This window comes from Pseudofrankia sp. DC12, from assembly GCF_000966285.1.
In the GTDB taxonomy this organism is placed as follows: Bacteria; Actinomycetota; Actinomycetes; order Frankiales; family Frankiaceae; genus Pseudofrankia.
In genome coordinates, this window is the sequence record NZ_KQ031391.1 from 1,058,291 (window position 1) to 1,084,310 (window position 26,020).

23 protein-coding genes are annotated in these 26,020 nt (G+C 74.2%); 1 reads left to right on the forward strand and 22 read right to left on the reverse strand.

What is annotated here, in order from left to right:
• Window positions 1-45: 45 nt before the first annotated feature.
• From FRADC12_RS04315 to pyrR, 13 genes are all read right to left on the reverse strand, one after another.
• Window positions 46-2,277, reverse strand: coding sequence for a primosomal protein N' (locus tag FRADC12_RS04315; RefSeq protein ID WP_232303605.1), 2,232 nt, complete (start codon window positions 2,275-2,277; stop codon window positions 46-48).
• A gap of 161 nt (window positions 2,278-2,438) precedes the next feature.
• Window positions 2,439-3,635 carry a methionine adenosyltransferase gene (gene metK / locus FRADC12_RS04320; RefSeq protein WP_045875652.1) on the reverse strand — a complete coding sequence of 399 codons (1,197 nt, stop codon included), beginning with the start codon at window positions 3,633-3,635 and terminating at the stop codon, window positions 2,439-2,441.
• A gap of 153 nt (window positions 3,636-3,788) precedes the next feature.
• Window positions 3,789-5,036 carry a bifunctional phosphopantothenoylcysteine decarboxylase/phosphopantothenate--cysteine ligase CoaBC gene (coaBC, locus tag FRADC12_RS04325; RefSeq protein ID WP_045875653.1) on the reverse strand — a complete coding sequence of 416 codons (1,248 nt, stop codon included), beginning with the start codon at window positions 5,034-5,036 and terminating at the stop codon, window positions 3,789-3,791.
• Between the two features lie 2 nt (window positions 5,037-5,038).
• Window positions 5,039-5,323, reverse strand: a complete 285-nt coding sequence (gene rpoZ, locus FRADC12_RS04330) for a DNA-directed RNA polymerase subunit omega (protein ID WP_045875654.1) — start codon at window positions 5,321-5,323, stop codon at window positions 5,039-5,041.
• A 168-nt stretch (window positions 5,324-5,491) separates the two neighbouring features.
• Complete coding sequence (gene gmk / locus FRADC12_RS04335; protein ID WP_045875655.1) at window positions 5,492-6,037, reverse strand: guanylate kinase; 546 nt, start codon at window positions 6,035-6,037, stop codon at window positions 5,492-5,494.
• Between the two features lie 469 nt (window positions 6,038-6,506).
• Complete coding sequence (gene mihF / locus FRADC12_RS04340) at window positions 6,507-6,827, reverse strand: integration host factor, actinobacterial type (protein ID WP_013422860.1); 321 nt, start codon at window positions 6,825-6,827, stop codon at window positions 6,507-6,509.
• Between the two features lie 245 nt (window positions 6,828-7,072).
• The gene (gene pyrF / locus FRADC12_RS04345; RefSeq protein ID WP_045875656.1) at window positions 7,073-7,858 is read right to left on the reverse strand and encodes an orotidine-5'-phosphate decarboxylase; all 786 of its coding nucleotides are present in this window, start codon (window positions 7,856-7,858) and stop codon (window positions 7,073-7,075) included.
• Between the two features lie 101 nt (window positions 7,859-7,959).
• Window positions 7,960-11,283, reverse strand: a complete 3,324-nt coding sequence (gene carB, locus FRADC12_RS04350; RefSeq protein WP_045875657.1) for a carbamoyl-phosphate synthase large subunit — start codon at window positions 11,281-11,283, stop codon at window positions 7,960-7,962.
• A complete protein-coding gene (carA, locus tag FRADC12_RS04355) occupies window positions 11,283-12,434 on the reverse strand; it encodes a glutamine-hydrolyzing carbamoyl-phosphate synthase small subunit (protein ID WP_045875658.1) in 1,152 nt (383 codons plus the stop codon). The genes carB and carA overlap by 1 nt, the downstream gene beginning before the upstream one ends.
• An 87-nt stretch (window positions 12,435-12,521) precedes the next feature.
• Window positions 12,522-14,117 (reverse strand): PH-like domain-containing protein, encoded by a 1,596-nt coding sequence (locus FRADC12_RS28065; protein ID WP_052710675.1) that lies wholly within the window; start codon window positions 14,115-14,117, stop codon window positions 12,522-12,524.
• Entirely contained in the window at window positions 14,114-15,454 is a 1,341-nt protein-coding gene (locus FRADC12_RS04365) for a dihydroorotase (RefSeq protein ID WP_045875659.1), read from the reverse strand. The genes FRADC12_RS28065 and FRADC12_RS04365 overlap by 4 nt, the downstream gene beginning before the upstream one ends.
• A complete protein-coding gene (locus FRADC12_RS04370) occupies window positions 15,451-16,440 on the reverse strand; it encodes an aspartate carbamoyltransferase catalytic subunit (RefSeq protein WP_045875660.1) in 990 nt (329 codons plus the stop codon). Before FRADC12_RS04370 ends, FRADC12_RS04365 begins: the two co-directional genes overlap by 4 nt.
• 67 nt (window positions 16,441-16,507) lie before the next feature.
• Complete coding sequence (gene pyrR / locus FRADC12_RS04375; protein WP_045879073.1) at window positions 16,508-17,101, reverse strand: bifunctional pyr operon transcriptional regulator/uracil phosphoribosyltransferase PyrR; 594 nt, start codon at window positions 17,099-17,101, stop codon at window positions 16,508-16,510.
• Between the two features lie 625 nt (window positions 17,102-17,726).
• Here pyrR and bldD point away from each other — a divergent pair.
• Window positions 17,727-18,224 (forward strand): transcriptional regulator BldD, encoded by a 498-nt coding sequence (gene bldD, locus FRADC12_RS04380; RefSeq protein WP_013422852.1) that lies wholly within the window; start codon window positions 17,727-17,729, stop codon window positions 18,222-18,224.
• A 261-nt stretch (window positions 18,225-18,485) separates the two neighbouring features.
• On the opposite strand, the gene nusB is transcribed toward bldD, so the two are convergent.
• The 9 genes from nusB to FRADC12_RS04425 all read right to left on the reverse strand — a co-directional run bounded on the left by nusB (window position 18,486) and on the right by FRADC12_RS04425 (window position 25,968).
• Window positions 18,486-18,893, reverse strand: a complete 408-nt coding sequence (nusB, locus tag FRADC12_RS04385; protein ID WP_045879074.1) for a transcription antitermination factor NusB — start codon at window positions 18,891-18,893, stop codon at window positions 18,486-18,488.
• Window positions 18,890-19,453: an elongation factor P gene (efp, locus tag FRADC12_RS04390; RefSeq protein WP_045875661.1), complete on the reverse strand. Its 564-nt coding sequence runs from the start codon at window positions 19,451-19,453 to the stop codon at window positions 18,890-18,892. Before efp ends, nusB begins: the two co-directional genes overlap by 4 nt.
• Before the next feature lie 133 nt (window positions 19,454-19,586).
• On the reverse strand, window positions 19,587-20,048 hold the full coding sequence (gene aroQ, locus FRADC12_RS04395) for a type II 3-dehydroquinate dehydratase (RefSeq protein ID WP_045875662.1): 462 nt from the start codon (window positions 20,046-20,048) through the stop codon (window positions 19,587-19,589).
• The gene (aroB, locus tag FRADC12_RS04400; RefSeq protein ID WP_045875663.1) at window positions 20,045-21,163 is read right to left on the reverse strand and encodes a 3-dehydroquinate synthase; all 1,119 of its coding nucleotides are present in this window, start codon (window positions 21,161-21,163) and stop codon (window positions 20,045-20,047) included. Before aroB ends, aroQ begins: the two co-directional genes overlap by 4 nt.
• Window positions 21,160-21,732: a shikimate kinase gene (locus FRADC12_RS04405; RefSeq protein WP_045875664.1), complete on the reverse strand. Its 573-nt coding sequence runs from the start codon at window positions 21,730-21,732 to the stop codon at window positions 21,160-21,162. The genes aroB and FRADC12_RS04405 overlap by 4 nt, the downstream gene beginning before the upstream one ends.
• Entirely contained in the window at window positions 21,729-22,928 is a 1,200-nt protein-coding gene (aroC, locus tag FRADC12_RS04410; RefSeq protein WP_045875665.1) for a chorismate synthase, read from the reverse strand. Before aroC ends, FRADC12_RS04405 begins: the two co-directional genes overlap by 4 nt.
• Before the next feature lie 81 nt (window positions 22,929-23,009).
• The gene (locus FRADC12_RS04415) at window positions 23,010-23,792 is read right to left on the reverse strand and encodes a prepilin peptidase (RefSeq protein WP_052710676.1); all 783 of its coding nucleotides are present in this window, start codon (window positions 23,790-23,792) and stop codon (window positions 23,010-23,012) included.
• Between the two features lie 91 nt (window positions 23,793-23,883).
• The gene (gene mltG / locus FRADC12_RS04420; RefSeq protein WP_045875666.1) at window positions 23,884-24,999 is read right to left on the reverse strand and encodes an endolytic transglycosylase MltG; all 1,116 of its coding nucleotides are present in this window, start codon (window positions 24,997-24,999) and stop codon (window positions 23,884-23,886) included.
• A gap of 114 nt (window positions 25,000-25,113) precedes the next feature.
• On the reverse strand, window positions 25,114-25,968 hold the full coding sequence (locus tag FRADC12_RS04425; RefSeq protein WP_045875667.1) for a shikimate dehydrogenase family protein: 855 nt from the start codon (window positions 25,966-25,968) through the stop codon (window positions 25,114-25,116).
• Between the last annotated feature and the right edge of the window lie 52 nt (window positions 25,969-26,020).

Consider the following 26,020-nt stretch of genomic DNA (forward strand, 5'->3'; position numbering starts at 1 on the left):
GGCCGGGCGGCGTACCGCGGTGGCCGGCTGGGTGACCCGCGCGGCCTAGCCGACGGTGGCCGGGTCCAGCTGGACGCGCAGGCCGGCCGCGGCGCGCCGGGCATCCAGGACGCCGCGTGCCGCGCGCAGGGCGCCGGCCAGCTCGCCGCCCTGCTTGCGGGGCACCCGCAGCAGCAGGCGCTCGCGGGCACCGCCCGCGTCATCCGCCGGCTCGGCCGGCTGGCGCCTGGCCGCGGCCGGCAGCGGGACGGGGCCCAGGACCTCGGCCGCGGCCGGCAGCCGTGCGGCTTCGAGGAAGGCGCTCAGCACCTCGGCCGAGCCGTCCACCACGGCCAGCCGGGTGGCCGGCGGGAAGCCGAGCGCGGCCCGGTCGTCGGACTCGCGGGCGACGAACCAGGCCGGGTCCCACCGGACCAGCGCCTGCACCGGGGCGAGGCCCTCGTCGGCGACGACCACGACCCGCCCACCGGCCGGCCCCGGGGTCGCCAGCGCGGCGGCGTTCGCCCAGCGGCGCAGCGCCTCCTCGCCGGCGCGCAGATCGGGCCGGCCGAGCAGCGCCCAGCCGTCGAGCAGCAGCACGGCGCCGTAGCCGCCCACGGCGACCGGCTCAGCCCCCGGGGTGGCGACCACGAGGGCCGGGGCCGCGGGCACCGTGGCGAGCACCTCGTCGCGCCCGGAGGTGCGCAGCGGCACGCCGGGGAACGCCCGGCCGAGCTCCTCGGCGGTCCGCCGGTCGCCGGTGACCGACGCGCGCAGCCGGCCGTCCCCGCAGGTACCACAGGCCCAGGCGGCCGCTGGACGGGCGCACCACCCGCAGGACGGCGTCCGCTCCCGGCCGGGCCGGCCCAGTGGGCCATGGCAGTGCGCGCACCGGGCCGGCCGCCGGCACCCGGCACAGGCCAGCGACGGCTGATAGCCCCGCCGAGGCACCTGCACCAGGACGGGCCACCCGGCGGCGAGCGCGTCCCGGGCCGCGCGGGCCGCGAGTGAGGGAACCCGGGCGGAGCGGGCCGCCTCGTCCCGGGCCGTCTCCCAGTCCGACCCGGTCGGCCGGACCAGTGGGGCGAGCGCCCTGGCCTCGTCCTTGGGCAGCACCAGCGGGCGCGCCCAGCCGGTCCTCGTCAGCGCCTCGGCGTCCGTCGACGGGACGTGGCCGCCGATCAGCAGCGCCGCGTCCTCCAGGTGGCAGCGCAGCGCGGCGACGTCGCGGGTGTGCGGGTAGGGCGCGAGTGGCTCGGCGTGCAGGTCGTCGCCGTCGTCCCAGACAACCACGACGCCGAGGTTCGCCACGGGGGCGAACACGGCGGCCCGGGTGCCGACGACCACTCGGGCCTGGCCCCGCAGCGCCGCGAGGAAGCGCCGGTAGCGTTCGGCCGGCCCCAGGTCGGCCCGCAGCGCGGTGACCAGCCCGGCGTCGGACCCGGCATCGGCGAGCTCGGCGGTCACCGCGTCGGCGACCCGGTCGACGTCGCGATGGTCGGGGACGACCACCAGCGCCCCCCGGCCGCCCGCCAGCGCCGCCCGGGCGACCGTGGCGATCATGGCGGGCCAGGCCGGGCCGGGCGGCGCCCACCACACGGCGTGCGGCGCCTTGCCGGCGCTCAGCGCCATCAGCAATGTCGCCCCGGCCGGATAGCGCCGCCACTCCCCCGGTTCGCCCAGCTTGATCGTGGGCGCGGCCTGGCCGGGCCGCGCCGTGGCCTCGGCCGGGACCGCCATTTCGGCCGCCGCCGCGGACTCGGGCGGTACTGCGGACTCGGCCGGTACTGCGGACTCGGCCGGCGCCGCGGACTCGGCCGGCGCCGCCGGTGGGGCGGCGCGCTCGGCCGCGGCGTGCCGGGGCGGGATCGCGAGCCGCAGGACGTCGGCGAGGGTGCCCGCGTACCGGTCCGCGACGGCCCGGGCGAGCCGGGCCACCGGCGCGGTCAGCACCGGCTCCGGGGAGGTCACCCTGGCCAGCGGGGCGAGCTTGCCCGCATGCTCGGAGCGCTCCAGCCGCTCCAGCACGAACCCGTCGACGAGGCGCCCGGCGAACCGGACCCGGACCCGCGCGCCGGGCACCGCCGCGGCGGCCATCGAGGCGGGCACCAGGTAGTCGAACGGGCGGTCCAGATGCGCGAACCCGACCATGGCCGCGACCCGCGCGACGGGCAGCTCGGTAGCGATCTCCGCGTCCCGGCTGGCCGGACCGGGCTTGGCCGGGCGCGGCCGGCTGTCCCGCTTCGCCCCGCGGCTCGGGCGGACGTCCTCGACGTCGATCCCGGGCAGCAGGTCCATGCCGGCCATCGTGCCAGCCCCGTGCGACAGGCCGGCCGGCCCCTTACGCAGGCCGGCCCGGCCCCTGCGAGCAGGGACCGGGGCCGGGCACCGGGCTCGCGGCGCGCTGACGCGCTCCGATCAGCCCTCGGCGGCGTCATGCGCGCCGCCGACGGGCCTGGTCAGCCCTTGACGATCTTGGCGAGGGCCTCGGCGCGACCGGTGGACTCCCAGGTGAAGTCCAGCTCGGGGCGGCCGAAGTGGCCGTACGCCGCCGTCGGGGCGTAGATCGGGCGGAGCAGGTCGAGGTCGCGGATGATCGCGGCCGGACGCAGGTCGAAGACCGTGGTGATCGCGTCCGAGATCTGCTCGTCCGGGACGACGCCGGTGCCGAAGGTCTCGACGAACAGGCCGACCGGGTGCGCCTTGCCGATCGCGTAGGCGACCTGGACCTCGCACTTGGTGGCCAGGCCCGCGGCGACGACGTTCTTGGCGACCCAGCGCATCGCGTAGGCTGCGGACCGGTCGACCTTGGACGGGTCCTTGCCGGAGAACGCGCCGCCGCCGTGACGGGCGTAGCCGCCGTAGGTGTCAACGATGATCTTGCGGCCGGTCAGGCCGGCGTCACCCATCGGGCCGCCGATCTCGAAGCGGCCGGTCGGGTTGACCAGCAGCCGGACACCCTCGGTCGAGATGCCGAGCGTCGCCAGCTCGGGGTCGACGACGTACTCCTTGACGTCGGGCGCCAGCAGCGTGTCGAGGTCGATGTCGGCCGCGTGCTGGCTGGAGACGACGACCGTGTCGAGGCGGACCGGCTTGCCGTCGACGTACTCGATGGTGACCTGGGTCTTGCCGTCCGGGCGCAGGTAGCCGACCTGGCCGTCCTTGCGGACCGCGGAGAGGCGACGGGCGAGCCGGTGCGCGAGCGCGATCGGCAGCGGCATCAGCTCGGGGGTCTCGTCGCAGGCGAAGCCGAACATGAGGCCCTGGTCGCCGGCGCCCTGCTTGTCCAGCTCGTCCTCGATCGAGCCCTCGACCCGGCTCTCGTGCGCCGTGTCGACGCCCTGGGCGATGTCGGGCGACTGCGAGCCGATGGACACGCTGACGCCGCAGGAGGCGCCGTCGAAGCCCTTCTTGGACGAGTCGTACCCGATCTCCAGGACCTTCTCGCGGACGACCGAGGCGATGTCGACGTAGGTCTTGGTCGTGACCTCGCCCGCGACGTGCACCTGACCGGTGGTGATCAGCGTCTCGACGGCGACCCGGCTCTTCGGGTCGTCCTTGAGCATCGCGTCGAGGATGGAGTCGCTGATCTGGTCAGCGATCTTGTCCGGGTGTCCCTCGGTGACGGACTCGGACGTGAACAGGCGCGTCGCCACTTGGTGGTCTCCCTGAAAGATCCGACAGATTCCGACGAAGTTTACCGATGGCGGCCACGTGGTACCGAGAGCACCCGGCGGAGGTGGCCAGGCTTTCACTCCCGTGCCCAGCGCCGCTCACAATCGTGAAATATCTCCGCCCGGCTCAGCCGCTCAGCCGCTCAGCCGCGCGGCCACGAGGTCGAGGACGCGGTGGGCGAGCAGGTCCTTGCTGGTGCGCTCGATCGGGGTCGCCGAGCCGTCGGGCGCCAGCACGACGGCGGCGTTGTGGTCCACCTCGAACCCGAGGCCACCGCCGACCTCGTTGACGACCAGCAGGTCGGCGGGCTTGCGGGCGAGCTTCGCGCGGCCCAGGGCGAGCACGTCGCCATCCGGGCCGCCGGTCTCCGCGGCGAAGCCGACGAGCAGCTGGCCGGGCCGGCGGGTGGCGCGGGTGGCGACCAGCTCGGCGAGCACGTCCGGGTTCGCCTCCAGCTCCACCGGAGCCGGCACGCCGGCCTCTTTCTTGATCTTGTGGTCGACCCGCTTGGCCGGCCGGAAGTCGGCGACCGCGGCCGTCATGATGATCACATCGGCGTCGGCCGCGGCGGCGTGCACGGCGTCGCGCAGGTCGAGCGCCGAGACGACCCGCACGACACTGGCGCCGGCCGGGCCGGGCAGCGCCACGTTCGCCGCGACGAGGGTCACCGTGGCGCCGCGGGCGACGGCGGCGCGGGCCAGCGCGTAGCCCTGCCGGCCGCTGGAGGAGTTCCCGAGGAAGCGGACCGGGTCGAGATGCTCCCGGGTGCCACCGGCGCTCACGACGACGTGCCGGCCCGCCAGGTCGGGGCTCGCGGCCCGCGGGCCGAGGGCGAGCACGGCGCGGGCGACGGCGGCGATCTCGGCGGGCTCGGGCAGCCGGCCGGCGCCCGAGTCGGGCCCGGTGAGCCGCCCGACGGCGGGGTCGATGACGACCGCGCCGTGCTCCCGCAGCGTGGCGACGTTGGCCCTGGTCGCCGGGTGCTCCCACATCTCGGTGTGCATCGCGGGGGCGTAGACAACCGGGCAGCGGGCGGTCAGCAGCGTCCCGGTCAGCAGGTCGTCGGCGCGGCCGGCCGCGGCCCGGGCCATCAGGTCGGCCGTCGCCGGCACGATCAGCACCAGGTCGGCCTCGCGGCCGATCCGCACGTGCGCGACCTCGTCCGCGTCGGCCCACACGTCGGTGTGCACCGGGTGGCCGGACAGCGCCGCGAAGGTCGTCTCGCCGACGAACCGCAACGCGGCCGGCGTCGGGACGACCCGGACGTCATGCCCGGTCTCGGTGAGCCGGCGCAGCACCTCCAGGGCCTTGTAGGCGGCGATGCCACCGGCCACCCCGAGGACGACGCGCGGGCGACCGCCGACCGGCGCTGCGCCGGACACCGTCAGGAGACGGGCGGGAGCGGCTCGGGGGCCGCCTCGTGCGTGAGCAGCCCGGCGTTGATCTCGCGCAGCGCGATCGACAGCGGCTTCTCCTGAGCGCTGGTGGGCTCCACCAGCGGGCCGACGTACTCCAGCAGGCCCTCGCCGAGCTGGGAGTAGTAGGCGTTGATCTGGCGGGCCCGCTTGGCCGCGTAGATCACGAGGCTGTACTTCGAGTCGGTGGCCTCGAGCAGCTCGTCGATCGGCGGGTTGGTGATGCCCTCTGGCTGGGCCGGCGTACCGGACAAGGTTTTCCTTCCGGTGGACGAGCTGATCGGCTTCCGATCGGCCCGATCACGAATGTGGGGCGGGCGACACCGAATGGTGTTCCGGAGGCGCGGGAACCCGGTGTTGTCCGGTAGTGCGGTGTTCTGGGACTCCGGAGGTCGCCCCCCGCGGGCGGCAGCGAATGCCAGTCATGAGTCAGTCATCAAGGATACCAACCGCGCGGCGGCGGCCTCGACGTCGTCGTTCACGACGACCGCGTCGAACTCCTTCTCGGCGGCCAGCTCGACGCGGGCTCGGTCCAGCCGGCGCTCGATCACCTCGGGCGCCTCGGTGCCCCGGCCGGTCAGCCGGCGGACGAGCTCCTCCCAGCTGGGCGGGGTGAGGAAGACGAACCGGGCCGACGGCATCGACGCGCGGACCTGGCGGGCGCCCTGCAGCTCGATCTCCAGCAGCGCGGGCCACCCGGCGCGCAGCCGCTGGTCCAGGGGCGCCCGGGGCGTGCCGTACCAGTTGCCGGCGAACTCGGCGTGCTCGACCAGCTCGCCGTCCTTGGCCATCCGCAGAAAATGGTCCCGGTCCACGAAGTGGTACTCGACGCCCTCGGTCTCGCCCGGCCGGGGCGCCCTGGTCGTGGCGCTCACCGATACCCAGACATCGGGGAACAGGCGGCGCACCGCGGCGACGACGGTTCCCTTGCCCACCCCGGACGGCCCGGACAAGACGGTGAGTCCCATCGGCCAACCTTAGGGGGTGAATCCACCAGCCGGGGCCGCCAGCTGGCCCGGGCGGCGCCCGGGCGGCCACTCACCCACGCCGAGGCGAGCGGGCGCGAGGCCGCACTGCCAGCCCGGGCCGCCGCCGGCGGCCCGGGCCCGCCGGTGACTGCGTCACGGCGCGAAGCAGATCCCCCGCCCGGCACCGCGCCGGTCCCGGGCGGCGCCGAGGGCGCCGCACGGGGGACGCGGCCCGGGAGGGGCCACTCGGCCTGAGCCCGGGAGCCTCCCGATCACGCTGGGACGCTCCCGCGTGCTCCGGCCTGGTGCGGGTGTCAGGGCCTGGCCGGGCGACGCGAGCCTTCTTTCTCGCCGAGCCAGCACCCCACCAGGGCTCCCCGCCCGTGTTCCTGGCCGGGCGCCCCGTTCCCGCCACCACCGCCGGCGTCCCGCCCGCTGTGACACGGGAACGGGCCGCCGGCGCCGATGGTCAGGACGCCGCGCCGAACTCCTCCAGGAGCGCGGCACGCTGCTTGGCACCGAGGCCACGCAGCCGGCGGGTGGGGCTGATGCCGAGCCGCTCCCGGATGCGCTGGGCCCGCACGCGGCCCACACCCGGCAGCGCCTCAAGCACCGCCGAAACCTTCATCTTGCCGACGACCTCGTCCTCTTCGGCCTGGGTCAGGACCGCGGCCAGGGTCGTCTCCGCCTTCTTGAGTCGCTCCTTGAGATCCGCGCGCTGCTTACGAGCAAGCGCGGCCTTCTCGAGAGCGGCTGCCCGCTGCTCGGGCGTCAGGGGCGGCAGGGGCACGGTACGCCTCCTCAAATGGGGTGATCGCGACGCGCAACCTAGCGAGGACTGTCGCGCTGGTCTAGCCGGGGTCGCCTCACCCGGAAGCACGTTTACCGTCCCGAAACGCGTACCGGAGCCCCGGACCGGCCCGGTTGCGACTGACCGGGCCGGTTCGGTAGCGCGCCGCCACGCCGTGACGGCACCGCGTGGCGACCACAACCGTGCCTGCCGGGATGGCTGGCATGTCTGTGCAGGTCAGAGGCCTAGCGCGGGCGGCCGAGGGCCGCCGCGAGGCTGGCGGCGACCGCTCCAGGATCGGCCGCGCCCGTGATCGGACGCCCCATCACGACCAGGTCAGCTCCGGCGGCGAGGGCCTCCTCCGGAGTTGCGACACGCGCCTGGTCGGCCCGTTCACCACCCGCCGGACGAACCCCCGGAGTGATGAGAGTCACATTGGTTCCGACCTCTTCGCGAAGCTTTGCGGCCTCCCAGGGGCTTGCCACCAGGGCGGTGGCACCGGCCTCGACCGCCAGCCGGGCGAGCCTGCGGGCGGCGTCGAGAGCCGGCCCCGCGAGGCCCACGGTGGTGAGGTCCGCCTCACTCAGAGAGGTCAGCACCGTCACCCCGGCGACGGCGAGGGGCGCGGTCCCGGTCTCGGCGGCCACCTCGTCGGCGGCCTGGACGGCCGCGCGCAGCATCGCGGGCCCGCCCGCGGCGTGCACGGTGACGAACCGGGGCCGCAGCCGGGCCACCGACCGTATGGCCCCGGCGACCGTCACCGGGATGTCGTGCAGCTTCAGGTCGAGGAAGAGCCCGGGCGCGTCAGGCGGACCCGGTGCGCTGGGGTCGGCGAGCAGGCCCTCGGCGCGCAGCGCGTCGACGACCGCGGGGCCCTCCCGGTAGAACAGCTCCATCCCGACCTTGAGAACAGCCACGTGCGGTGCCACCGCCCGGGCCCACCGCAGCGCCGTCGCCACGTCCGGCGTGTCCAGGGGGACCGCCACAGGGGCCCGCCCGGTCCGCACGTCCCCATCCACCCCGACACCCATCTGCGCTCCCTGTCCTTTCCTACGCCCGACTACAGGTCAGGTGTCCATGTCGGGGGCCGGCCGTGGGCCTGGCGTCCCTCAGGGCCGAATCCGGGCCGGCATCAGTCCTCCGGCGCGTGCGAGCCGGCACCGCCCGTCGCCGCAGCCCAGGTGGCATGCAGCTCCGCGTGGTACGACTGCAACGGCCGGACACCGAGCTCCCCGCGCACCAGCGCCTCGATGCCCTGGACGCAGGCCGCTGCCGCCTGGATCGTCGTGATGCACGGCACCCCGGCGGAGACACAGGCCGTCCGGATCTCGTAGCCGTCCAGCCGCGGCCCGACGCCCCACGGAGTGTTGATCACCAGATCGAGCTGGCGCGAGCTGATCAGGTCGACGCAGTCGGTCAGGCCGTCCGACGGAGCCCGGTGCTTGCCCAGGACGACCGCCTTCACCCCGTTGCGGCGCAGCACCGCGGCGGTGCCCTCGGTGGCGTAGACGGTGAAGCCCAGATCGGCCAGCCGCTTGATCGGGAAGATCATCGCCCGCTTGTCCCGGTTGGCCACCGAGACGAACACCCGCCCGGACGTCGGCAACGCCGAGTACGCCGCCGCCTGGGACTTCGCGTAGGCCGTCCCGAAGCCGCTGTCGATGCCCATCACCTCGCCGGTGGACTTCATCTCCGGCCCGAGGACGGTGTCCACCCCGTGGCCACCGGCGTCCCGGAACCGCCCGAAGGGCAGCACGGCCTCCTTGACGGCGATGTGCGAGTCCAGCGGCAGCGTGGCGCCGTCGCCCGACGCCGGCAGCAGCCCCTCGGTGCGCAGCTCGGCGACGGTCGCGCCGAGCATCACCCGGGCGGCGGCCTTCGCCAGCGGGACCGCGGTCGCCTTCGAGACGAACGGGACGGTCCGCGACGCCCGCGGGTTGGCCTCCAGCACGTACAGCACGTCGGACTGCAGCGCGTACTGGACGTTCAGCAGCCCGCGTACCCCGACGCCCTGGGCGATCGCCAGCGTCGAGGCCCGGATCCGGTCCAGCTCGGAGCGGCCCAGCGTGATCGGCGGCAGCGCGCAGGCCGAGTCGCCGGAGTGCACCCCGGCCTCCTCGATGTGCTCCATCACGCCGGCCAGGTAGAGGTCCTCGCCGTCGAAGAGGGCGTCCACGTCGATCTCGACCGCATCATCGAGGAACCGGTCGACGAGCACCGGGTGCTCGGGCGAGATCTGAGTGGCCCGCTCGATGTAGTCGCGCAGCATCTCGTCGTCGTAGACGATCTCCATGCCGCGCCCGCCGAGCACGTAGCTCGGCCGGACCAGAACCGGGTACCCGATCCGCTCGGCGATGGCATGCGCCTGCAGGTAGGACGTCGCCACCCCATGCGGCGGCGACGGCAGGCCGGCCGCGGCCAGCACGTCGCCGAACAGGCCACGGTCCTCGGCCAGGTCGATCGCCGCCGGGGAGGTGCCGACGATCGGCACCCCGGCGGCCTCCAGCCGGGCGGCGATGCCCAGCGGGGTCTGGCCGCCGAGCTGGACGATCACCCCGGCGAGCGGGCCGGCCTGCTGCTCGGCGTGCACGACCTCCAGGACGTCCTCGACCGTCAGCGGCTCGACGTAGAGGCGGTCGGCGGTGTCGTAGTCGGTGGAGACCGTCTCCGGGTTGCAGTTGACCATGATGGTCTCGTAGCCGGCGTCCGACAGCGCCATCACGGCGTGGCAGCAGGCGTAGTCGAACTCGATGCCCTGGCCGATCCGGTTCGGCCCGCTGCCGAGCACGATCACCCGAGGCCTGTCCCCCGGGGCGACCTCGCTCTCCTCGTCGTAGGCCGAGTAGTGGTACGGCGTGGCCGAGGCGAACTCGGCCGCGCAGGTGTCGACGGTCTTGAAGACCGGACGGATGCCGTGCGCGTACCGGAGGGCCCGGACGTCCAGCTCGGTCGTGCCGAAGATCTCCGCGAGCTGGACGTCGGAGAAGCCGGCCCGCTTGGCCCGGCGCACCGCCACCGCGTCGTCGGGCCCGGCGACGGCCGTCGCGGCGGCGACCTCGTTGACGAAGACCAGCTGGTCGACGAACCACGGGTCCATGCCGGTCGCGGCGACCACCTCGTCGGCGCTCGCGCCGGCCAGCAGCGCCTGCTGCATCACCTTCAGCCGGCCGTCGCGCGGTACCCCGGCCTCGTCGAGGAGGTCCGCGGCCTTGCGGTCCGGGGCCGTGAAGGAGAACACCCGCTCCGGGCGCTCCTGGGAGCGCAGCGCCTTCTGCAGCGCCTCGGCGTAGCTGCGCCCGACGCCCATCGCCTCGCCGACGGACTTCATGTGCGTAGTGAGCGTCTCGTCCGCGCCGGGGAACTTCTCGAACGCGAAGCGCGGGACCTTGACGACGATGTAGTCCAGGGTCGGCTCGAACGCGGCCGGGGTGGTGCGGGTGATGTCGTTCGGGATCTCGTCGAGGGTGTAGCCCAGCGCCAGCTTCGCGGAGATCTTCGCGATCGGGAAGCCGGTCGCCTTCGACGCGAGCGCGCTGGAGCGCGACACCCGCGGGTTCATCTCGATGACGACGATCCGCCCGGTCCGCGGGTCGACGGCGAACTGGATGTTGCAGCCGCCGGCGTCGACGCCAACCTCCCGCATCACCGCGATCGCGAGGTCCCGCAGCTCCTGGTACTCACGGTCGGTGAGCGTCATCGCCGGCGCGACGGTGATCGAGTCGCCGGTGTGCACGCCCATCGGGTCGACGTTCTCGATCGAGCAGACGACGACCACGTTGTCGGCGCGGTCGCGCATCAGCTCGAGCTCGAACTCCTTCCAGCCGAGCACCGACTCCTCGACGAGCACCTGGGTGGCCGGCGAGGCGGCGAGGCCGTCGGCCGCCATCCGGGCCAGCTCGTCCGGGTCGTGCGCGAAGCCGCTGCCGGCGCCGCCGAGGGTGTAGCTCGGCCGCACGACCACGGGGTAGGAGAACTCGTCGGCCGCGGCCAGGCACTCCTCGACGGTCACGCAGATCGCGCTGCGGGCGGTCTCGCCGCCGACGGTCGCGACGATCTCCTTGAACAGCTGGCGGTCCTCGCCGCGGCGGATCGCGTCGATGTTCGCACCGATCAGCCGGACGCCGAACCGGTCCAGCACCCCCGCGTCGTACAGGGAGACGGCGGTGTTCAGCGCCGTCTGGCCGCCCATGGTGGCCAGCAGCGCGTCCGGGCGCTCCTTCTCAATGATCTTCGTGACGATCTCGGGGGTGATCGGCTCGACATAGGTCGCGTCGGCCAGTTCCGGGTCCGTCATGATCGTCGCGGGGTTGCTGTTCACCAGCACCACCCGCAGGCCCTCGGCCCGCAGCACCCGGCAGGCCTGGGTGCCGGAGTAGTCGAACTCGCAGGCCTGACCGATGACGATCGGACCGGAGCCGATCACCAGCACGCTGCGCAGGTCGTCGCGCCGCGGCATCAGGCACCACCCTTCCCGGCCGAGGCCATGAGCTCACAGAACCGGTCGAACAGGCTGTTCGCGTCGTGCGGCCCCGCAGCCGCCTCGGGGTGGTACTGGACGCTGAACGCCGGGACATCGAGGCAGGCGACGCCCTCGACAACGTCGTCGTTGAGCGCGAGGTGGCTGACGGCCACCCGGCCGAACGGGGTGTCGACGGGCGGCCCGTCCCTGGGCGCGTCGACCGCGAAGCCGTGGTTGTGGCTGGTCACGGCGATCTGGCCGGTCGCGAGGTCCTTGACCGGCTGGTTGATGCCGCGGTGGCCGTAGGCCAGCTTGTAGGTGCCGAAGCCGAGCGCGCGGCCGAGCACCTGGTTGCCGAAGCAGATCCCGAACAGCGGCACCCCGGCCCGCAGCACCCCGGCCGCGGCGGCCACGGCGTAGTCGGCGGCCGCCGGGTCGCCGGGGCCGTTGGAGAAGAACACGCCGTCCGGCTCGACCGCCAGCAGCTCGTCGGCGGTCGCCGTCGCCGGCAGGACGTGCACCTCGCAGCCGCGGGCCGCCATCGACAGCGGCGTGTTGCGCTTGATCCCCAGATCGAGGGCCGCCACGCGGAAGCGGCGTTCGCCGTCACGCGGAGCGACGACGTATGGGTCCCGGGTGCTCACCGCCGGCGCGAGGTCCGCGCCGAGCATCTCCGGGCCCGCCAGCACCTTCTCCAGCAGCGCCGCGGCGCTCACGTCGAGGCTGGAGATCCCGCAGCGCATCGCGCCGCGCTCCCGCAGGTGGCGGGTCAGCGCACGGGTGTCGACGCCGCTGATCCCGACGACGCCCGCGTCCGCCAGCTCGCTGCCGAGATCGCGCTGCGAGCGCCAGTTCGACGTGATACGGCTCGGTTCGCGCACCACGTACCCGGCGACCTGAATCCGCTCGGACTCGTAGTCGCGGTCGTTGACCCCGGTGTTGCCGATGTGCGGCGCGGTCATCACCACGACCTGCCTGTGGTAGGACGGGTCCGTCAGTGTCTCCTGGTACCCGGTCATCCCGGTCGAGAACACCGCCTCACCGAACGTCTCCCCGACGGCGCCGAACGCCTCACCGGCGAAGGCCCGGCCGTCCTCCAGGACCAGCACGGCCGGCTGCCCCGGCCTGGCCCGTTCTCCTGCTCCCACCTGTGCCCTCGTTCCCCGCTCCGTCACCGCAAGCTCTGTCGTCGAAACCGGGTCCTCGCCACGTCTCTCGCGGTCGCCGTCACCCGGTCACTCTTCGGGACGCGGGCGCCGCCGCCCAGCGTCGTACTGCCCGTAGGGGTCCGCGTAAGGCTCGGCCTGCGGCGCGCCGCCCGGTCCGGCCGCCGCGTACGGGTCGGCGTACGGGTCCCGCTGCGAGTACGCCTCCGGCTCCCACGGGTGCTGGCCACCCGGGGCCGGCGGGTACCGGTCCTGCGCCGGGGCCGAGGCACCCGGCCTCGCCGCGTATGGATCACGCCAGCCGGCTGGCGGGTACTGGCCGCCCGCGTACGGGTCCTGCGGGCGGTCCGCCGCCGGCCCCGGTTGCCCGGCGGCCGGGTACTGGCCCGCGCCGGGATACCCGGGGGCCGGCTGTCGCTCGGTGTACTGGCCGCTCGGGTAGCCGCCGCCGGGCTCACCCGTGCCGTAGGCGCTCGGCGGCGCGGGGGGTGCCACCGGCGCGGGGTAGGCCCGCGGCGACGTCGGCTGCGCGGCCGGGAACTGGTCCGCCGGGTACTGGCCGCCCCCGCGCGGCCCGGGCGCCGGGTAGCCGCCGGTAGGTGCCGCGCCGCCGCGCGGGCCGGTGGCCGGCGGGTACTGGGCGGCGCGCGGATGCTGCCCGGTCACCGGCGCCCGGCCGGGGGCCGACGGCGGCCCCGCGACGCGGGGACGACCGGACGGCGGCTGGCCCGCCGGCGCGGCGGGCGGCGGGCTGACCGGGCCCGGCCGCCCGATGCCGGTGCCGAACGGCACGTTGCGCGGGTTCGTCACGTAGGGGTCCACGCCGGGCCGGGCCGGCGTGCGCGGACCGGTGCCGTACGGGTCGTCGCCCCGCCGGTCGGCGATCTCCTGGTCCAGGGACCGCGGCCGTTCCCGCCGGCGCGGCCGGATGCTGCGGCCGGCATGGGCCAGGTGCCCGCCCCGGCCACGGCTGACCGGCGCCGCCCCCGCGCCATCCGCTCCGGGGCCCGCGGCGGGCCCGACGCCCGCGCCGGCCGGATGATGGCGGCGCGGACGCAGCTGGCGCAGCGAGCGCACCGCCGGGCGCGGCGAGGTGATCTCGCCGTCCGACGGCGCCGACGGCGGGCCGATCAGGTCGTGCACCGAGCGCATCACCTTCGGCTGGCGGACCCGGTCCTCGCCGCGGAAGCCGGTCTCCAGCTCCCGGCCCTCCAGCGACCAGGCGATCACGAGCAGCCGGCCGGGCGCGGCCACCTTGCCCACATGGGCTCGCTCGAACCGGGCGCCGCGCACCGCGTCCCGTGGAATCCAGAACGACCGGCCGGCTCGGTCGACCCGCACCCCTGACTCGTACACGCTGATGTAGCTGCCCTCTTTGCCGCCGAGGCCGCTGGCCGAGAACCACTCCAGCCAGTGGCCCGCGTCGGCGGTCCCCAGGTACGCGCCGCGCAGCGGGGCGGCGAGCACGGTTCCCGGGTCCTCGGGCGGCGCGAGCAGCTCGGGCAGGTCCTCCTCGTCCCGGGTCGCCCGCCGCCGCCACGCCTGCCGCAGGAAGCCGATCACCGCGACGATCAGCAGCAGCACGCCGAAGAACAGCAGCAGCCGCACCCCGAGAAGGCCCGAGCCCCCGCCCATGGCGAGGACGTGACCGGCGGACAGATTCATACGACCTTCCCGTCGAGCACCGTGGGCCGCCCGGCGCGGAAGGTGGCATAGACCTGTCCTGGCAACGTCATCCCCCGGTAGGGCGAGTTCCGGCTGCGGCTGGCGAACCCGGCGGGGTCGACAACCCAGCGCGTCGCCGGGTCGACGAGGGTCAGCGTCGCGGCGGCGCCGACGTCCATCGAACTGGACGCGTCAACCGGCACGTCGGGCAGCCCACCGATCCGGGCCGGCGCGAGCGCCATCCGGCCTGCGACCCCGGCCCAGTCGAGCAGCCCGGTGTCGACCATCGTGTGGATCACGATGGACAGCGCGGTCTGCAGGCCGAGCATGCCGGGGCGCGCGGCGGACCACTCGGTGTCCTTGTCCTGGGGCGCGTGCGGGGCGTGGTCGGTCGCGACGGCGTCGATGGTGCCGTCGGCGAGCCCGGCCCGCAGCGCGGCGACGTCCTCGGCGGTGCGCAGCGGCGGGTTCACCTTGTAGACCGGGTCGTAGGACGCGGCCAGTTCGTCGGTGAGCAGCAGGTGGTGCGGGGTGACCTCGGCGCTGACCCGCCAGCCCTTGGACTTCGCCCACCGGATGATCTCGACCGAGCCGGCCGTCGACACGTGGCAGACGTGCAGCCGGGAGCCGACATGGCCGGCCAGCAGCACGTCGCGGGCGATGACCGCCTCCTCGGCCACGGCGGGCCAGCCGATCATCCCCAGCCGGGCCGAGCAGGCGCCCTCGTTCATCTGGGCGCCCTCGGTGAGCCGCGGCTCCTCGGCGTGCTGCGCGATCACGCCGTCGAACGCCTTCACGTACTCCAGCGCGCGGCGCATCAGCAGCGGGTCGGCGACGCAGTGGCCGTCGTCGGAGAACACCCGGACGGCCGCGGCCGACGTGGCCATCGCGCCGAGCTCGGCCAGCCGCCTGCCGGCGAGCCCCTCGGTGACGGCGCCGACCGGGCGCACCTCGCAGTGGCCGGCGTCCCGGCCGAGCCGCCAGACCTGCTCGACGACGCCGGCGGTGTCGGCCACCGGGTCGGTGTTCGCCATGGCGAAGACGGTGGTGTACCCGCCGAGCGCGGCGGCGCGGGTGCCGGACTCGACGGTCTCGGCGTCCTCCCGGCCCGGCTCGCGCAGGTGGGTGTGCAGGTCGACGAAGCCGGGCAGGGCGTACAGCTCGCCGGCGTCGACCACCTCGGCGCCGGTGGCGTCGAGGGTGCCGGACGCGCCGCGGCCGGCGATCCGGCCGCCGGCCAGCAGCAGGTCGACGGGGCCGGCGCCCAGTGGCCGGACGCCGCGCAGCAGCCAGGCCCGCTGGCCCACGGGGCCGGTCGCCGCAGGTGTCGCCGTCATCGAGAATCCTCCCGCTGCTCCTGTGGGCGCTGGTCACGTGGGTGCTGGTCGCCGGGCCGCGGCTCGCCGGGCTCGTCGGCGCCGCCCAGCAGCAGGTAGAGGCAGGCCATCCGCACGCTGACGCCGTTCGCCACCTGCTCGACGACGGTCGAGCGCGCCGAGTCGGCCACCTCGGAGGCGATCTCCATGCCGCGCACCATCGGCCCCGGGTGCATGACGAGCGCGTGGTCGGGCAGCTTCGCGGCCCGGTCGGCGTCCAGTCCGTAGCGGCGGCTGTACTCCCGCTCGGTCGGGAAGAACGCGTCGGACATCCGCTCTCGCTGGACCCGCAGCATCATCACGACGTCCGACGCCGGCAGCACCGCGTCCAGGTCGTAGGACACCTCTACCGGCCAGCTCGCCACCCCGTGCGGGACCAGCGTCGGCGGGGCGACCAGCGTCACCTTGGCGCCGAGCGTGCACAGCAGCCAGACATTCGACCGGGCGACCCGCGAGTGCAGGACGTCGCCGACGATCGTCACCGCGAGCCCGTCGACCCGCCCGAGGCGCCGGCGCATCGTGAACGCGTCCAGCAGCGCCTGGGTCGGGTGCTCGTGGGTGCCGTCACCGGCGTTGAGAACGGTGCCGCGGACCCAGCCGGCCAGCCGGTGCGGCGCGCCGGAGGCCGGGTGGCGGATGACGACCGCGTCGGCGCCCATCGCCTCCAGGGTCTGGGCGGTGTCCTTGAGGCTCTCGCCCTTGGAGACGCTGGAGCCCTTGGCGGAGAAGTTGATGACGTCCGCGGACAGGCGTTTGGCCGCGAGCTCGAAGGATGTGCGGGTACGGGTCGAGTCCTCGAAGAACAGGTTGACGACGGTCCGCCCGCGCAGGGTCGGCAGCTTCTTCACCGACCGGTCGGCGAGACGCGCCATCTGCTCGGCCGTGTCCAGGATCAGCAGCGCCTCGTCGCGGCTGAGCTGGGCGGTGCTCAGCAGGTGGCGGTTCATGGTGCCCTATCCCCCTCGCGCGCGAAAGGGAGCCGCGAGCCCTGCCCCGGCCGCCGGGAGAACGCGCTCACGGCTTCGCTCCCAGGATCAGCACCGCGTCGGCGCCGTCGATCTCGGCGAGCCGGACGGCGACCGTCTCCCGCCGGGACGTCGGCATGTTCTTGCCGACGTAGTCGGCGCGGATCGGCAGCTCCCGGTGGCCGCGGTCGACCAGGACCGCGAGCTGTACCGCGTGCGGGCGGCCGTATTCGGCGAGCGCGTCGAGCGCGGCCCGCACGGTGCGGCCGGAGTACAGGACGTCGTCGACGAGAATGACGACGCAGCCGTCGATGCCGCCATCCGGGATGTCGGTGACCCGCAGCGGGCGAACGGCCTTCAGCCGCAGGTCGTCGCGGTACATCGTCGGGTCCAGCGAACCGGTGGGAACGGTGACGCCTTCGACGTCGCGGATTCTGCCGGCCAGGCGCTGGGCGAGCGGCACCCCGCGGGTCTGGATGCCGAGCAGCACGACCTCGGCGCCGCCGGAGGTCTTCTCGAGAATCTGGTGCGCCATCCGGCTGACGATCCTGGCGATGTCGGCCTGGGCGAGCACCGTCCGACTCGTCGCGTCGGCGCCGGGCTCAGACTGGCCGGGGGCCGAGGGGCCGTCGGCGCCGGGCAGCCGCGTGCCGGCATCCCCGGGGACCCGGGCGTGCGGGTCGGTCGGGGCGCTGTCTGGCGGGCCAGCTTCTGGGTCTTCCGGGGAGCCGTAGTTACGGCGAGCAGCGTTAGCCACCTGTCCCTCCTTCCCCGCCTCACGGGACGGTCCTTAAAGGAGCGGTCCGCAAGACGGTACCAGCAGGCCCGGCCGCTACCCGCCGTCGCGACCGGGGCCACCGGGCGCACGCGAGATGTCACACGGTCCTGTGCCGCAGCGTGCACGCGCGGGCGCGGCGGCGGTACGCTCACGCGCCGCGGTCCGCACTCTCGATGACGAGCCAAGTGCTTCTGGTCACCTGACACATCCGGATGACGATGGGGTGTGAGGACGCGACAAGCCCTGGTTCAACCCGCATCACATGGCGTTACCGTTGCAGGACGGCGGGCCAGGGCGGGCCGATAGCCGGAAGTCCCCACAGGAGTAGCGCCGGGAGCGACGACGGGGCTACAGAAAGTGGTACAAAGAAAGAGGCGACACGACCCCCTCATGTCAGGTCGCAACCGCCTGGGCACTACTATCGGTAACCGCCGTCGGCAAGAGCCCTCGGCTCCATCTGACTCAGACCACGACAGGAGTGGGCACTCCGATGTCCGACTATGCGAAGGCGCTCGGTGCTCGGCTGCGGGCAATACGCACCCAGCAGGGGCTCTCGCTGCATGGCGTGGAGGAGAAGTCGCACGGTCGGTGGAAGGCCGTCGTCGTGGGCTCCTACGAACGTGGGGACCGCGCCGTCACCGTTCAGCGCCTGTCCGAGCTCGCCGAGTTCTACGGCGTGCCGGTAGGGGAGCTTCTTCCCGAGGGTTCGACCGTCGCTCCGCTGGAGCAGTCTCCCCGCATCGTCCTTGACCTCGAGCGGCTCTCGCAGGTCCCCAAGGAGCAGGGCGGCCCGCTCGCCCGGTACGCGGCCACCATCCAGAGCCAGCGCGGCGACTACAACGGCCGTGTCCTGTCGATTCGCTACGAGGACCTGCGGTCGCTCGCGGTGATCTACGACACCTCGCCGAGCAAGCTGACCGAGCAGCTCGTCTCCTGGGGCGTGCTGTCCCCGGAGGCCGGCCAGGAGGCCACCCCGTCCGACGTCTGAGGCGATCGGGCGGAACCGGGCGCGGAGCGCCCTTCGCCCGCTCCGCCTGGTTCGGGCGCTGAGCGCCCTCCCTAGCGTGAATCGGGGCCGGGGAGAAGTGCGCGGGTGGGCGCCTGTCCAGGGTCGGGCCGCGGGTTGCGTTTCGCCGCCGTGGGTTGCGTTTCGCCGCCGCACGGCAGCACCAGAGCAGGGCAAGGCTTCAAGCCGGGGGCACCCGGTGCGCCGCGTCGGGCGGCGTACCGGGGAAAACCGCGGGCTCGGCTAGTCGGCGGCCGGCTTGACGTGCAGCAGGCTGGCCAGCAGGCCGTTGACGAAGGCCGGCGAGCGGTCGGTGGAGACCGTCTTGGCCAGCTCGACCGCCTCGTCGATCGCCACCCGGTCGGGGACGTCGTCCCGCCACATCATCTCCAGCACCGCGATCCGCAGGATGTTGCGGTCCACCGCGGGCATCCGCTCCAGCGTCCAGCCCTCGGCGTGGTCGCCGATGAAGCCGTCGATCCGGTCCAGGTGCTCGGTCACGTCACGGACCAGGCCACTGGTGTACTCGTTGACCGGCGGATCGTTCTGCACCGACCGCGCGGCCAGGATCTCCAGCGGGGACGCCGACCTGAGGTCGGCCTCGTAGAGGATGTCCAGCGCGCGCTTGCGGGACTTGGACCTGGCGCTCAGCTCGTCACCCGGCCGAGGTAACGCCCGTCGCGGGTGTCGACCTTCACCTTTTCGCCGGTGGTGACGAACAGCGGGACCTGGATCGTCGCGCCGGTCTCCAGCTCCGCCGGCTTGGTGCCACCGGTCGACCGGTCGCCCTGCAGGCCCGGGTCGGTGTGCGAGATCGTCAGCTCGACGCTGGCCGGCAGCTCGACGTACAGCGCCGAGCCGTCGTGCAGCGCGACCGTCGCGACCGTGTTCTCCAGCATGTAGTCGGCCACCGTGCCGACGACCTCCGGCCCGACCGGGATCTGGTCGTAGGACTCGCTGTCCATGAAGACGAAGTCGGTGCCGTCGCGGTAGAGGTAGGTCATCTCCCGCTTGTCGACGGTCGCGAACTCCACCTTGACGCCGGCGTTGAAGGTCCGGTCGACCACCTTGCCGGTCAGGACGTTCTTCAGGGTGGTGCGGACGAACGCCCCGCCCTTGCCCGGCTTGACGTGCTGGAAGGCGACGACGTTCCACAGGACGCCGTCGATGTCGAGCGTCAGGCCGTTCTTCAGGTCGTTCGTGGTAGCCACTGGTGGGTGTCTCCTGTGTAGATCTGGGCCAGGTTCGGGCCTGTACAGACTGAGGCCAGGTGCAGGCCTGAACTGGTGGAGGCCGGGTGCGGGCCCGTGCGAGCCGCTTCGTCGAGGTCGCGGACGAGTGTACTTACTGGATCGTGCTCGCCGGGATCGCCTCCGAGCCGCGCGCCGCGAGGGCGCGCACCGCCAGGAGGTAGCCGTCGACGCCGAGCCCGGTGATCGTGCCGGTGGCGACCGGGCCGATGACGCTGACGTGCCGGAACGGCTCCCGGGCCGCGACCTGGGAGAGGTGCACCTCGACCAGTGGCCCGGTGAGCGCGGCGGCCGCGTCCCGCAGCGCGTAGGAGTAGTGCGTCCACGCACCCGGGTTGAGGACGACGGCCGCGCCGGTGTCGGCGGCCTCGTGCAGCCAGCCGATCATCATGGCCTCGTCGTCGGTCTGCCGGCAGTCGACCGCGACGCCGAGCTGCGCGGCGGTCTTCTCGACTTCGGCGACCAGCTCGGGGTAGGTCGTCCGGCCGTAGACCGCCGGCTCACGCTTGCCGAGCCGGCCCAGGTTGACACCGGACAGCACCAGAATCGCGGTCACGTCACCCCGCCGCCAGCCGTCGGGGCCTCGGTCGCGACGGCGTCGAACGCGGCGCGGACGATGGCCGGGTCCGGGTCGACGAGCAGCCGCGGCGCGGCCAGCGCGTCCAGGACGACGAAGCGCAGCATCCGGCCGCGGGACTTCTTGTCGACCCGCATCGCGGCGAGCAGCTCGGGCCAGGCCCGCTCCGGGTACCCGACCGGCAGGCCGACCCGGACGAGCAGCTCCCGGTGGCGGGCGGCGACGCCCTCGTCCAGGCCGGCGGCGAGCCGGGACAGCTCGGCGGCGTAGACCATGCCGACGGAGATCGCCGCGCCGTGCCGCCAGCGGTAGTGCTCGGCCTTCTCGATCGCGTGCCCCAGGGTGTGGCCGTAGTTGAGGATCTCGCGGCGGCCGGCCTCGCGCGGGTCGCCGGAGACGACCTCGGCCTTGACCCGGATGGCCCGCTCGATCAGCTCGGGCAGGTCGGTGGCGCCGGTCGGGTCCGCGTCCAGCAGGTCCAGGATCACCGGGTCGGCGATGAAGCCGGCCTTGACGACCTCGGCCAGCCCGGCCGCCACCTCGACGGGCGGCAGCGTGGCGAGCAGCGCCGTGTCACACAGCACGGCCAGCGGCTGGTGGAACGCGCCGACCAGGTTCTTGCCGGCGGCAGTGTCGATCCCGGTCTTGCCGCCGACGGCCGCGTCGACCATCGCGAGCACGGTCGTCGGCACCTGGACGACGTCGACTCCGCGCAGCCAGCAGGCCCCGACGAAGCCGGCCAGGTCGGTCGTCGTGCCACCGCCGAAGCCGATCACCACGTCGTCACGGGTGAGCCCGCGGCGGCCCAGTTCGTCCCAGCAGCGCCCGGCGACGGCCAGCTCCTTGGCGGCCTCGCCGTCGGGCACCTCGATCGGGTGCGTCTCGACGCCCGCGGCACGCAGGTCGGCGACCACCCCCGCGGCGGCCGTGGCGAGGGCCACCGGGTGGATCACGGCCGCCCTGGTCCGCCCGGCCACGATGCCGGCGAGCTGCCCGAGCAGGCCGTCGCCGACCAGTACGTCGTACGGCCGGTCCCCCGCGGGCGCCACCGGCACCCGCACCAGCTCCCCCGGAATGCCCGGCGTCCCGGTCATTCGGCACCCCCCGTCGCCGCGGCCGGTCCCGGCGCCGCGGCGGCGGCCAGCCTGGCCGCGACCTCGTCGGCGATCTCGGCTGGGGTCCGGCCGGCCGTCTCGACCACGATCGTCGCGACCTGCTGGTAGAGCGGCTTGCGCTCGCGCAGCAGGGCGGCCAGCCGGGTGCGCGGAGCCTCCACGAGCAGCGGTCGGTCCCGGGCCAGGCCGACCCGCTTGGCCGCGTCGGCGAGGTCGACGTCCAGGTAGACGACGGTGTGCCCGGCGAGCGCCGCCCGGGCCCGCTCGGCGAGCACCGCGCCGCCGCCCAGCGCTAGCACCCCCGGATGCTCGGCGAGCGCCGCGTCGACGGCGTCGCGTTCCGCCGCGCGGAAGGCGTCCTCGCCCTTCTCGATGAAGATGTCCGAGACGCTCATCCCGAGCGCGGCCTCGACGTCGGCATCGGTGTCACGCAGCGTGACACCAAGCCGGCGGGCCAGCAGCTCGCCGACTGTGGTCTTCCCCGCCCCCGGCGACCCGACCAGGACCGCCACCGGCCGGACCGGCCCGGCGGGCACGGCCGGCGTCATGAGAGCACCGTCAGTGACTTCAGGTAGGCCTCGTAGTTGCGGCGGGTCTCCTCGACCGAGTCGCCGCCGAACTTCTCCAACGCCGCGTCGGCCAGCACCAGCGCGACCATCGCCTCGGCGACGACGGCCGCGGCCGGCACCGCGCAGACGTCCGAGCGCTGCGCGATCGCGACCGCGGTCTCCCCCGTGGCCACGTCCACGGTCGACAGCGGCCGGGACAGCGTCGAGATCGGCTTCATCGCGGCCCGCACGCGCAGCACCTCGCCGTTCGTCATGCCGCCCTCGACCCCGCCGGCCCGGTCGGTCGCCCGCCGGACCCGCTGCACGCCGCCCTCGGGCGTGAGCACCTCGATCTCGTCGTGTGCCGCCGAGCCGCGCCGGCGGGCCGTCTCGAACCCGTCGCCGAACTCGACGCCCTTGACCGCCTGGATGCCCATCAGCTCGCCGGCGAGGCGCGCGTCGAGCCGCCGGTCGCCGGTGACGTAGCTGCCGAGACCCGGCGGCAGGCCGTAGACCAGCACCTCGACGACGCCGCCGAGCGTGTCCGCGTCCTTCTGGGCGGCGTCGATCTCGGCGACCATCCGGGCGGACGTCGCCGCGTCGGCGCAGCGGCACGGGTCGGCGTCGATCGCCGCGAGCGTGCCGGCCGCCGGCAGCGGCGCCTCCGCCGGGACGGCGACCGCTCCGATCGACAGCACGTGCGACAGGATCTCGACGCCGTAGGCCTGCTGGAGGAACGCCCGCGCCACCCGGCCGAGTGCCACCCGCGCCGCGGTCTCCCGGGCGCTCGCCCGCTCCAGTACCGGCCGGGCGTCGTCGAACCCGTACTTCTGCATCCCGGCCAGGTCCGCGTGGCCGGGCCGCGGGCGGGTCAGCGGCGCGTTACGGCCGAGCCCCTCCAGCTCCGCGGGGTCGACCGGGTCCGGCGACATGACCTTCTGCCACTTGGGCCACTCCGTGTTGCGCACGACGATGCTGACCGGCCCGCCGAGGCTCACCCCGTGGCGCAGCCCGCCGAGCAGCTCCACCTCGTCGCGCTCGAACCTCATCCGGGCACCCCGGCCATAGCCGAGCCGGCGGCGCGCCAGGTCGTCCCCGATGTCCGAGCTGGTCACCCGGATCCCCGCCGGCAGGCCCTCCACGGTCGCCACCAGCGCCGGCCCGTGCGACTCCCCCGCCGTCAACCACCTCACCATGGCTCCCAGTCTTTCACGCGCCGCGCCTCTCCCGGCCTGGGGACGGCGATCATGAACGCGGACCCGCCGGCAGGCCGGGCGTCAGCTCCCGACGGCACCGGCGAGCAGAGCGAGGAGCGCGCCCAGGAGAAGGTGCGGACCGTACGGGATCGCGTCCGTCCTACGGGCCCGACGGGTGGCGAGCAGGAAGAGTGCCCACAGACCGGCGGAGAAGATCCCGAGGATGACGGCGAGCAGGACGCGGGAGAAGTCGTCGGTCCAGCCGAGGGCCACGCCGAGCAGGCCGGCGAGCTTGACGTCGCCGAGGCCGAGGCCACTGCGCGGGACCAGGTGCAGCAGCCCGAAGAAGAGCAGCGAGATGGCCGCTCCGACGGCGGCACCCGCCAGCTGGGCGCCGATGGTCCAGTCGCCGTTGCCCCAGAACCCCCAGGCGGCCCTGTCGACCACATCGCCGAGAACGAGCAGGGCGGCGAAGACCGGGTAGGACGGCAGGACGATCGCGTCCGGGAGCCGGTGGACCCGTGCGTCGATGAAGGCCAGCACGACGCCGGCATCGGTCAGGTACAGGAAGGCGGGCAGCGCCGGGAGGTCCGAGCAGCGCAGCGCCTGGCTGACCACGACAACCGCGACCGTCGTCACGACCGCGATCGTCAGCCGGGCCGGGACCCGCCTGCGCACGGTCTCACCGTCGTACGGCTCGAACGCCCCGATCAGCGCGGGCCCGAACCCAACCGCGGCCACGACCGCGGCCATCGCGAGAACCGCCGCGATGGCCAGGCCCCACCAGCTGCCGTAGAGGACGCTGGACAGCCAGCCGTCGTCCGCGGCGACGCCCGCCGCCGGGCCGGGGCCGAGGTAGTCCATGCGCGCCGTCCCCCGGTCGCCGTTGCGCGAGCACGGCAGTCAGGCACGCCGACGCGCCTGTTGCCACGGATTGTCCGGGTACCGTACCGGCTCAGCCGCCCGCGGTCCCGCCGGCCTCGTGGTACTCGGCGAGCAGCTGCTCGAACTCCTGCTTGGTGGTCGCGAACTTCGTCTGGCCGTTCCGCATCGAGACGAAGTAGTTCCACGACCCCGGGCTCGGGTTCAGCGCCGAGGTCAGGGCCAGCTCGCCGGGGTTCGAGATCGGCCCTGGTGGGAGGCCCTGGATCTCGCGCGTGTTGTACGGGTTGTTCGACGCGAGCTGGCTCTGGGTGAGCGGGCCCTCGTAGTTGTTCTCGGCGTACCGCGTGGTCGAGTCCATCCCGAGGGTCGGGAAGTGCTTCGGGTCGGCCAGCCGGTTGTAGATGACCCTGGCCGCCATCGGGTACTCGGGCGGGTTCTTGACTTCCTTCTCCAGGATCGACGCGACGATGACGACCTGGGCCGGGCTGAGGCCGAGCCGGGCCGCCCCGCTCTCCAGGCCGAGGCTGGCCGCCTTGTCCGAGAACTCGCCGACGAACATCTGCAGGGTCTCCGCCGGGGACGCCTGCGGGTCGAGCTGGTAGGTGTCCGGGAACAGGTAGCCCTCGACCAGGCCGTTCGCGTAGCTCGGCAGGTCGAGCTTCCCGGCCGGGCTACGCACGATGGCCTCGTAGGCCGCGACCGGCACCCCCAGCCGGCTGGAGAGCTCCCTGAGCACCTGCTGGACGGTCTCGCCCTCGGTGATCGTCAACCGCAGGTAGTTGTTGGCCGGGTCGAGCAGCGCGAGGAACGCCTCGTGTGCGCTCATCCGCCTGGACAGGTGGTACGAACCCGGCTGGATCCGCTGCGACCGCGGGTCGCTGCGGGCGATGGACAGGAAGGCGCCCGTACTGGCGATCACCCCGGCCTTGTGCAGCGAGGCCGCGATATCGCTGGAGCTGTCACCGAAGGCCACCTTGACGTTGACCGAGCCCGTGCCGGGGCCGGGATAGTCCTCGGCGGCCTGACCGCCGATCCGGGGAAGCAGCGTGCCGACGGCGTAGATGCCGCCGCCGAGCAGGGCCGCGACGACGACGAGCAGGACCAGCAGCCTCGTCAGCGCGCCGCGCCGGCGCGGCCGGCCGTAGTAGTCCGGCTCACCGTCATCCAGATCGTCGTACGAGTTCACCGGCGCTCTTCTGTGGTGAGGGGACCTTGTCGGGAGATGCCCTTCCATGGTCGCCTCGAACCGGGTCCAGGGTCTCCGAAGAGAGGGGAAAAACTCAGGCGGACGGGCCGGAGATCAGCTCTTCGCCGGGGAGAGCGCGTCGAGCGCCGCGCGACGGGTGAGCGCCCGGGTCCCGGCGGCCAGCAGGACGTCGACCCGCACCGGCCGGCCGGTGAACAGAGCGACCTGCTCGGCGGCCTGGGCCGCGAGCACGACCATCCCGCCACCGACGCGGGCGCCCGCGCGGTAGGCGGTGACCGCGAGCGCCGTCGGCCAGGGGTGGTAGAGCAGCTCGACGAGCGGGCAGCCGGCGGGCCAGGCCCATTCGGCGAGCTGGTCGGTCACCCCTGCCGGCGTGGTGGCCACGACGAGGTCCACCCCGCGCGGCAGGCCGCCGGCGACGGTCTCCCAGGGCAGCGCGACGGCCTCGATCCCGAGCCGCGCACCGATCGCCGTCAGCGGGACGACCGCGGCGGCGCGACGCGCGACCACCCCGACCCGGCGCACCCCGACGGCGGCCAGCGCCGCGACCGCGGCCCGCGCCGTCCCGCCCGCGCCGAGCAGCAGCGGACGTACCGGCGGCACCGCGGCCACCCCGAGCACCTGGCGGACGGCGTACCGGATCCCGGCGATGTCGGTGTTGCAGCCGGTGAGCGAGGCGCCCGGCTCGACGACGATCGTGTTCAGTGCGCCGACCGCCTCGACACTCGCGTCGAGCCGGTCTACCAGCGGCACCGCGGCGGTCTTGAGCGGCATCGTCAGGGACAGGCCGGCCCAGCCCGGCTGTGACCGGACCCGGGCCAGCAGGCCCGGCAGCCCCGCCTCGTCCGTCTCGATCGCCGTGTAGGACCAGTCGTCCAGCCCGAGCGCCTGGTAGGCGGCCCGGTGCAGCACCGGGGACAGCGAATGCCCGATCGGCGATCCGAGCACCGCCGCCTGTCGTCCCGGCTGGGCCTTGCCCGGGTCGGACTGTCGCGACCCG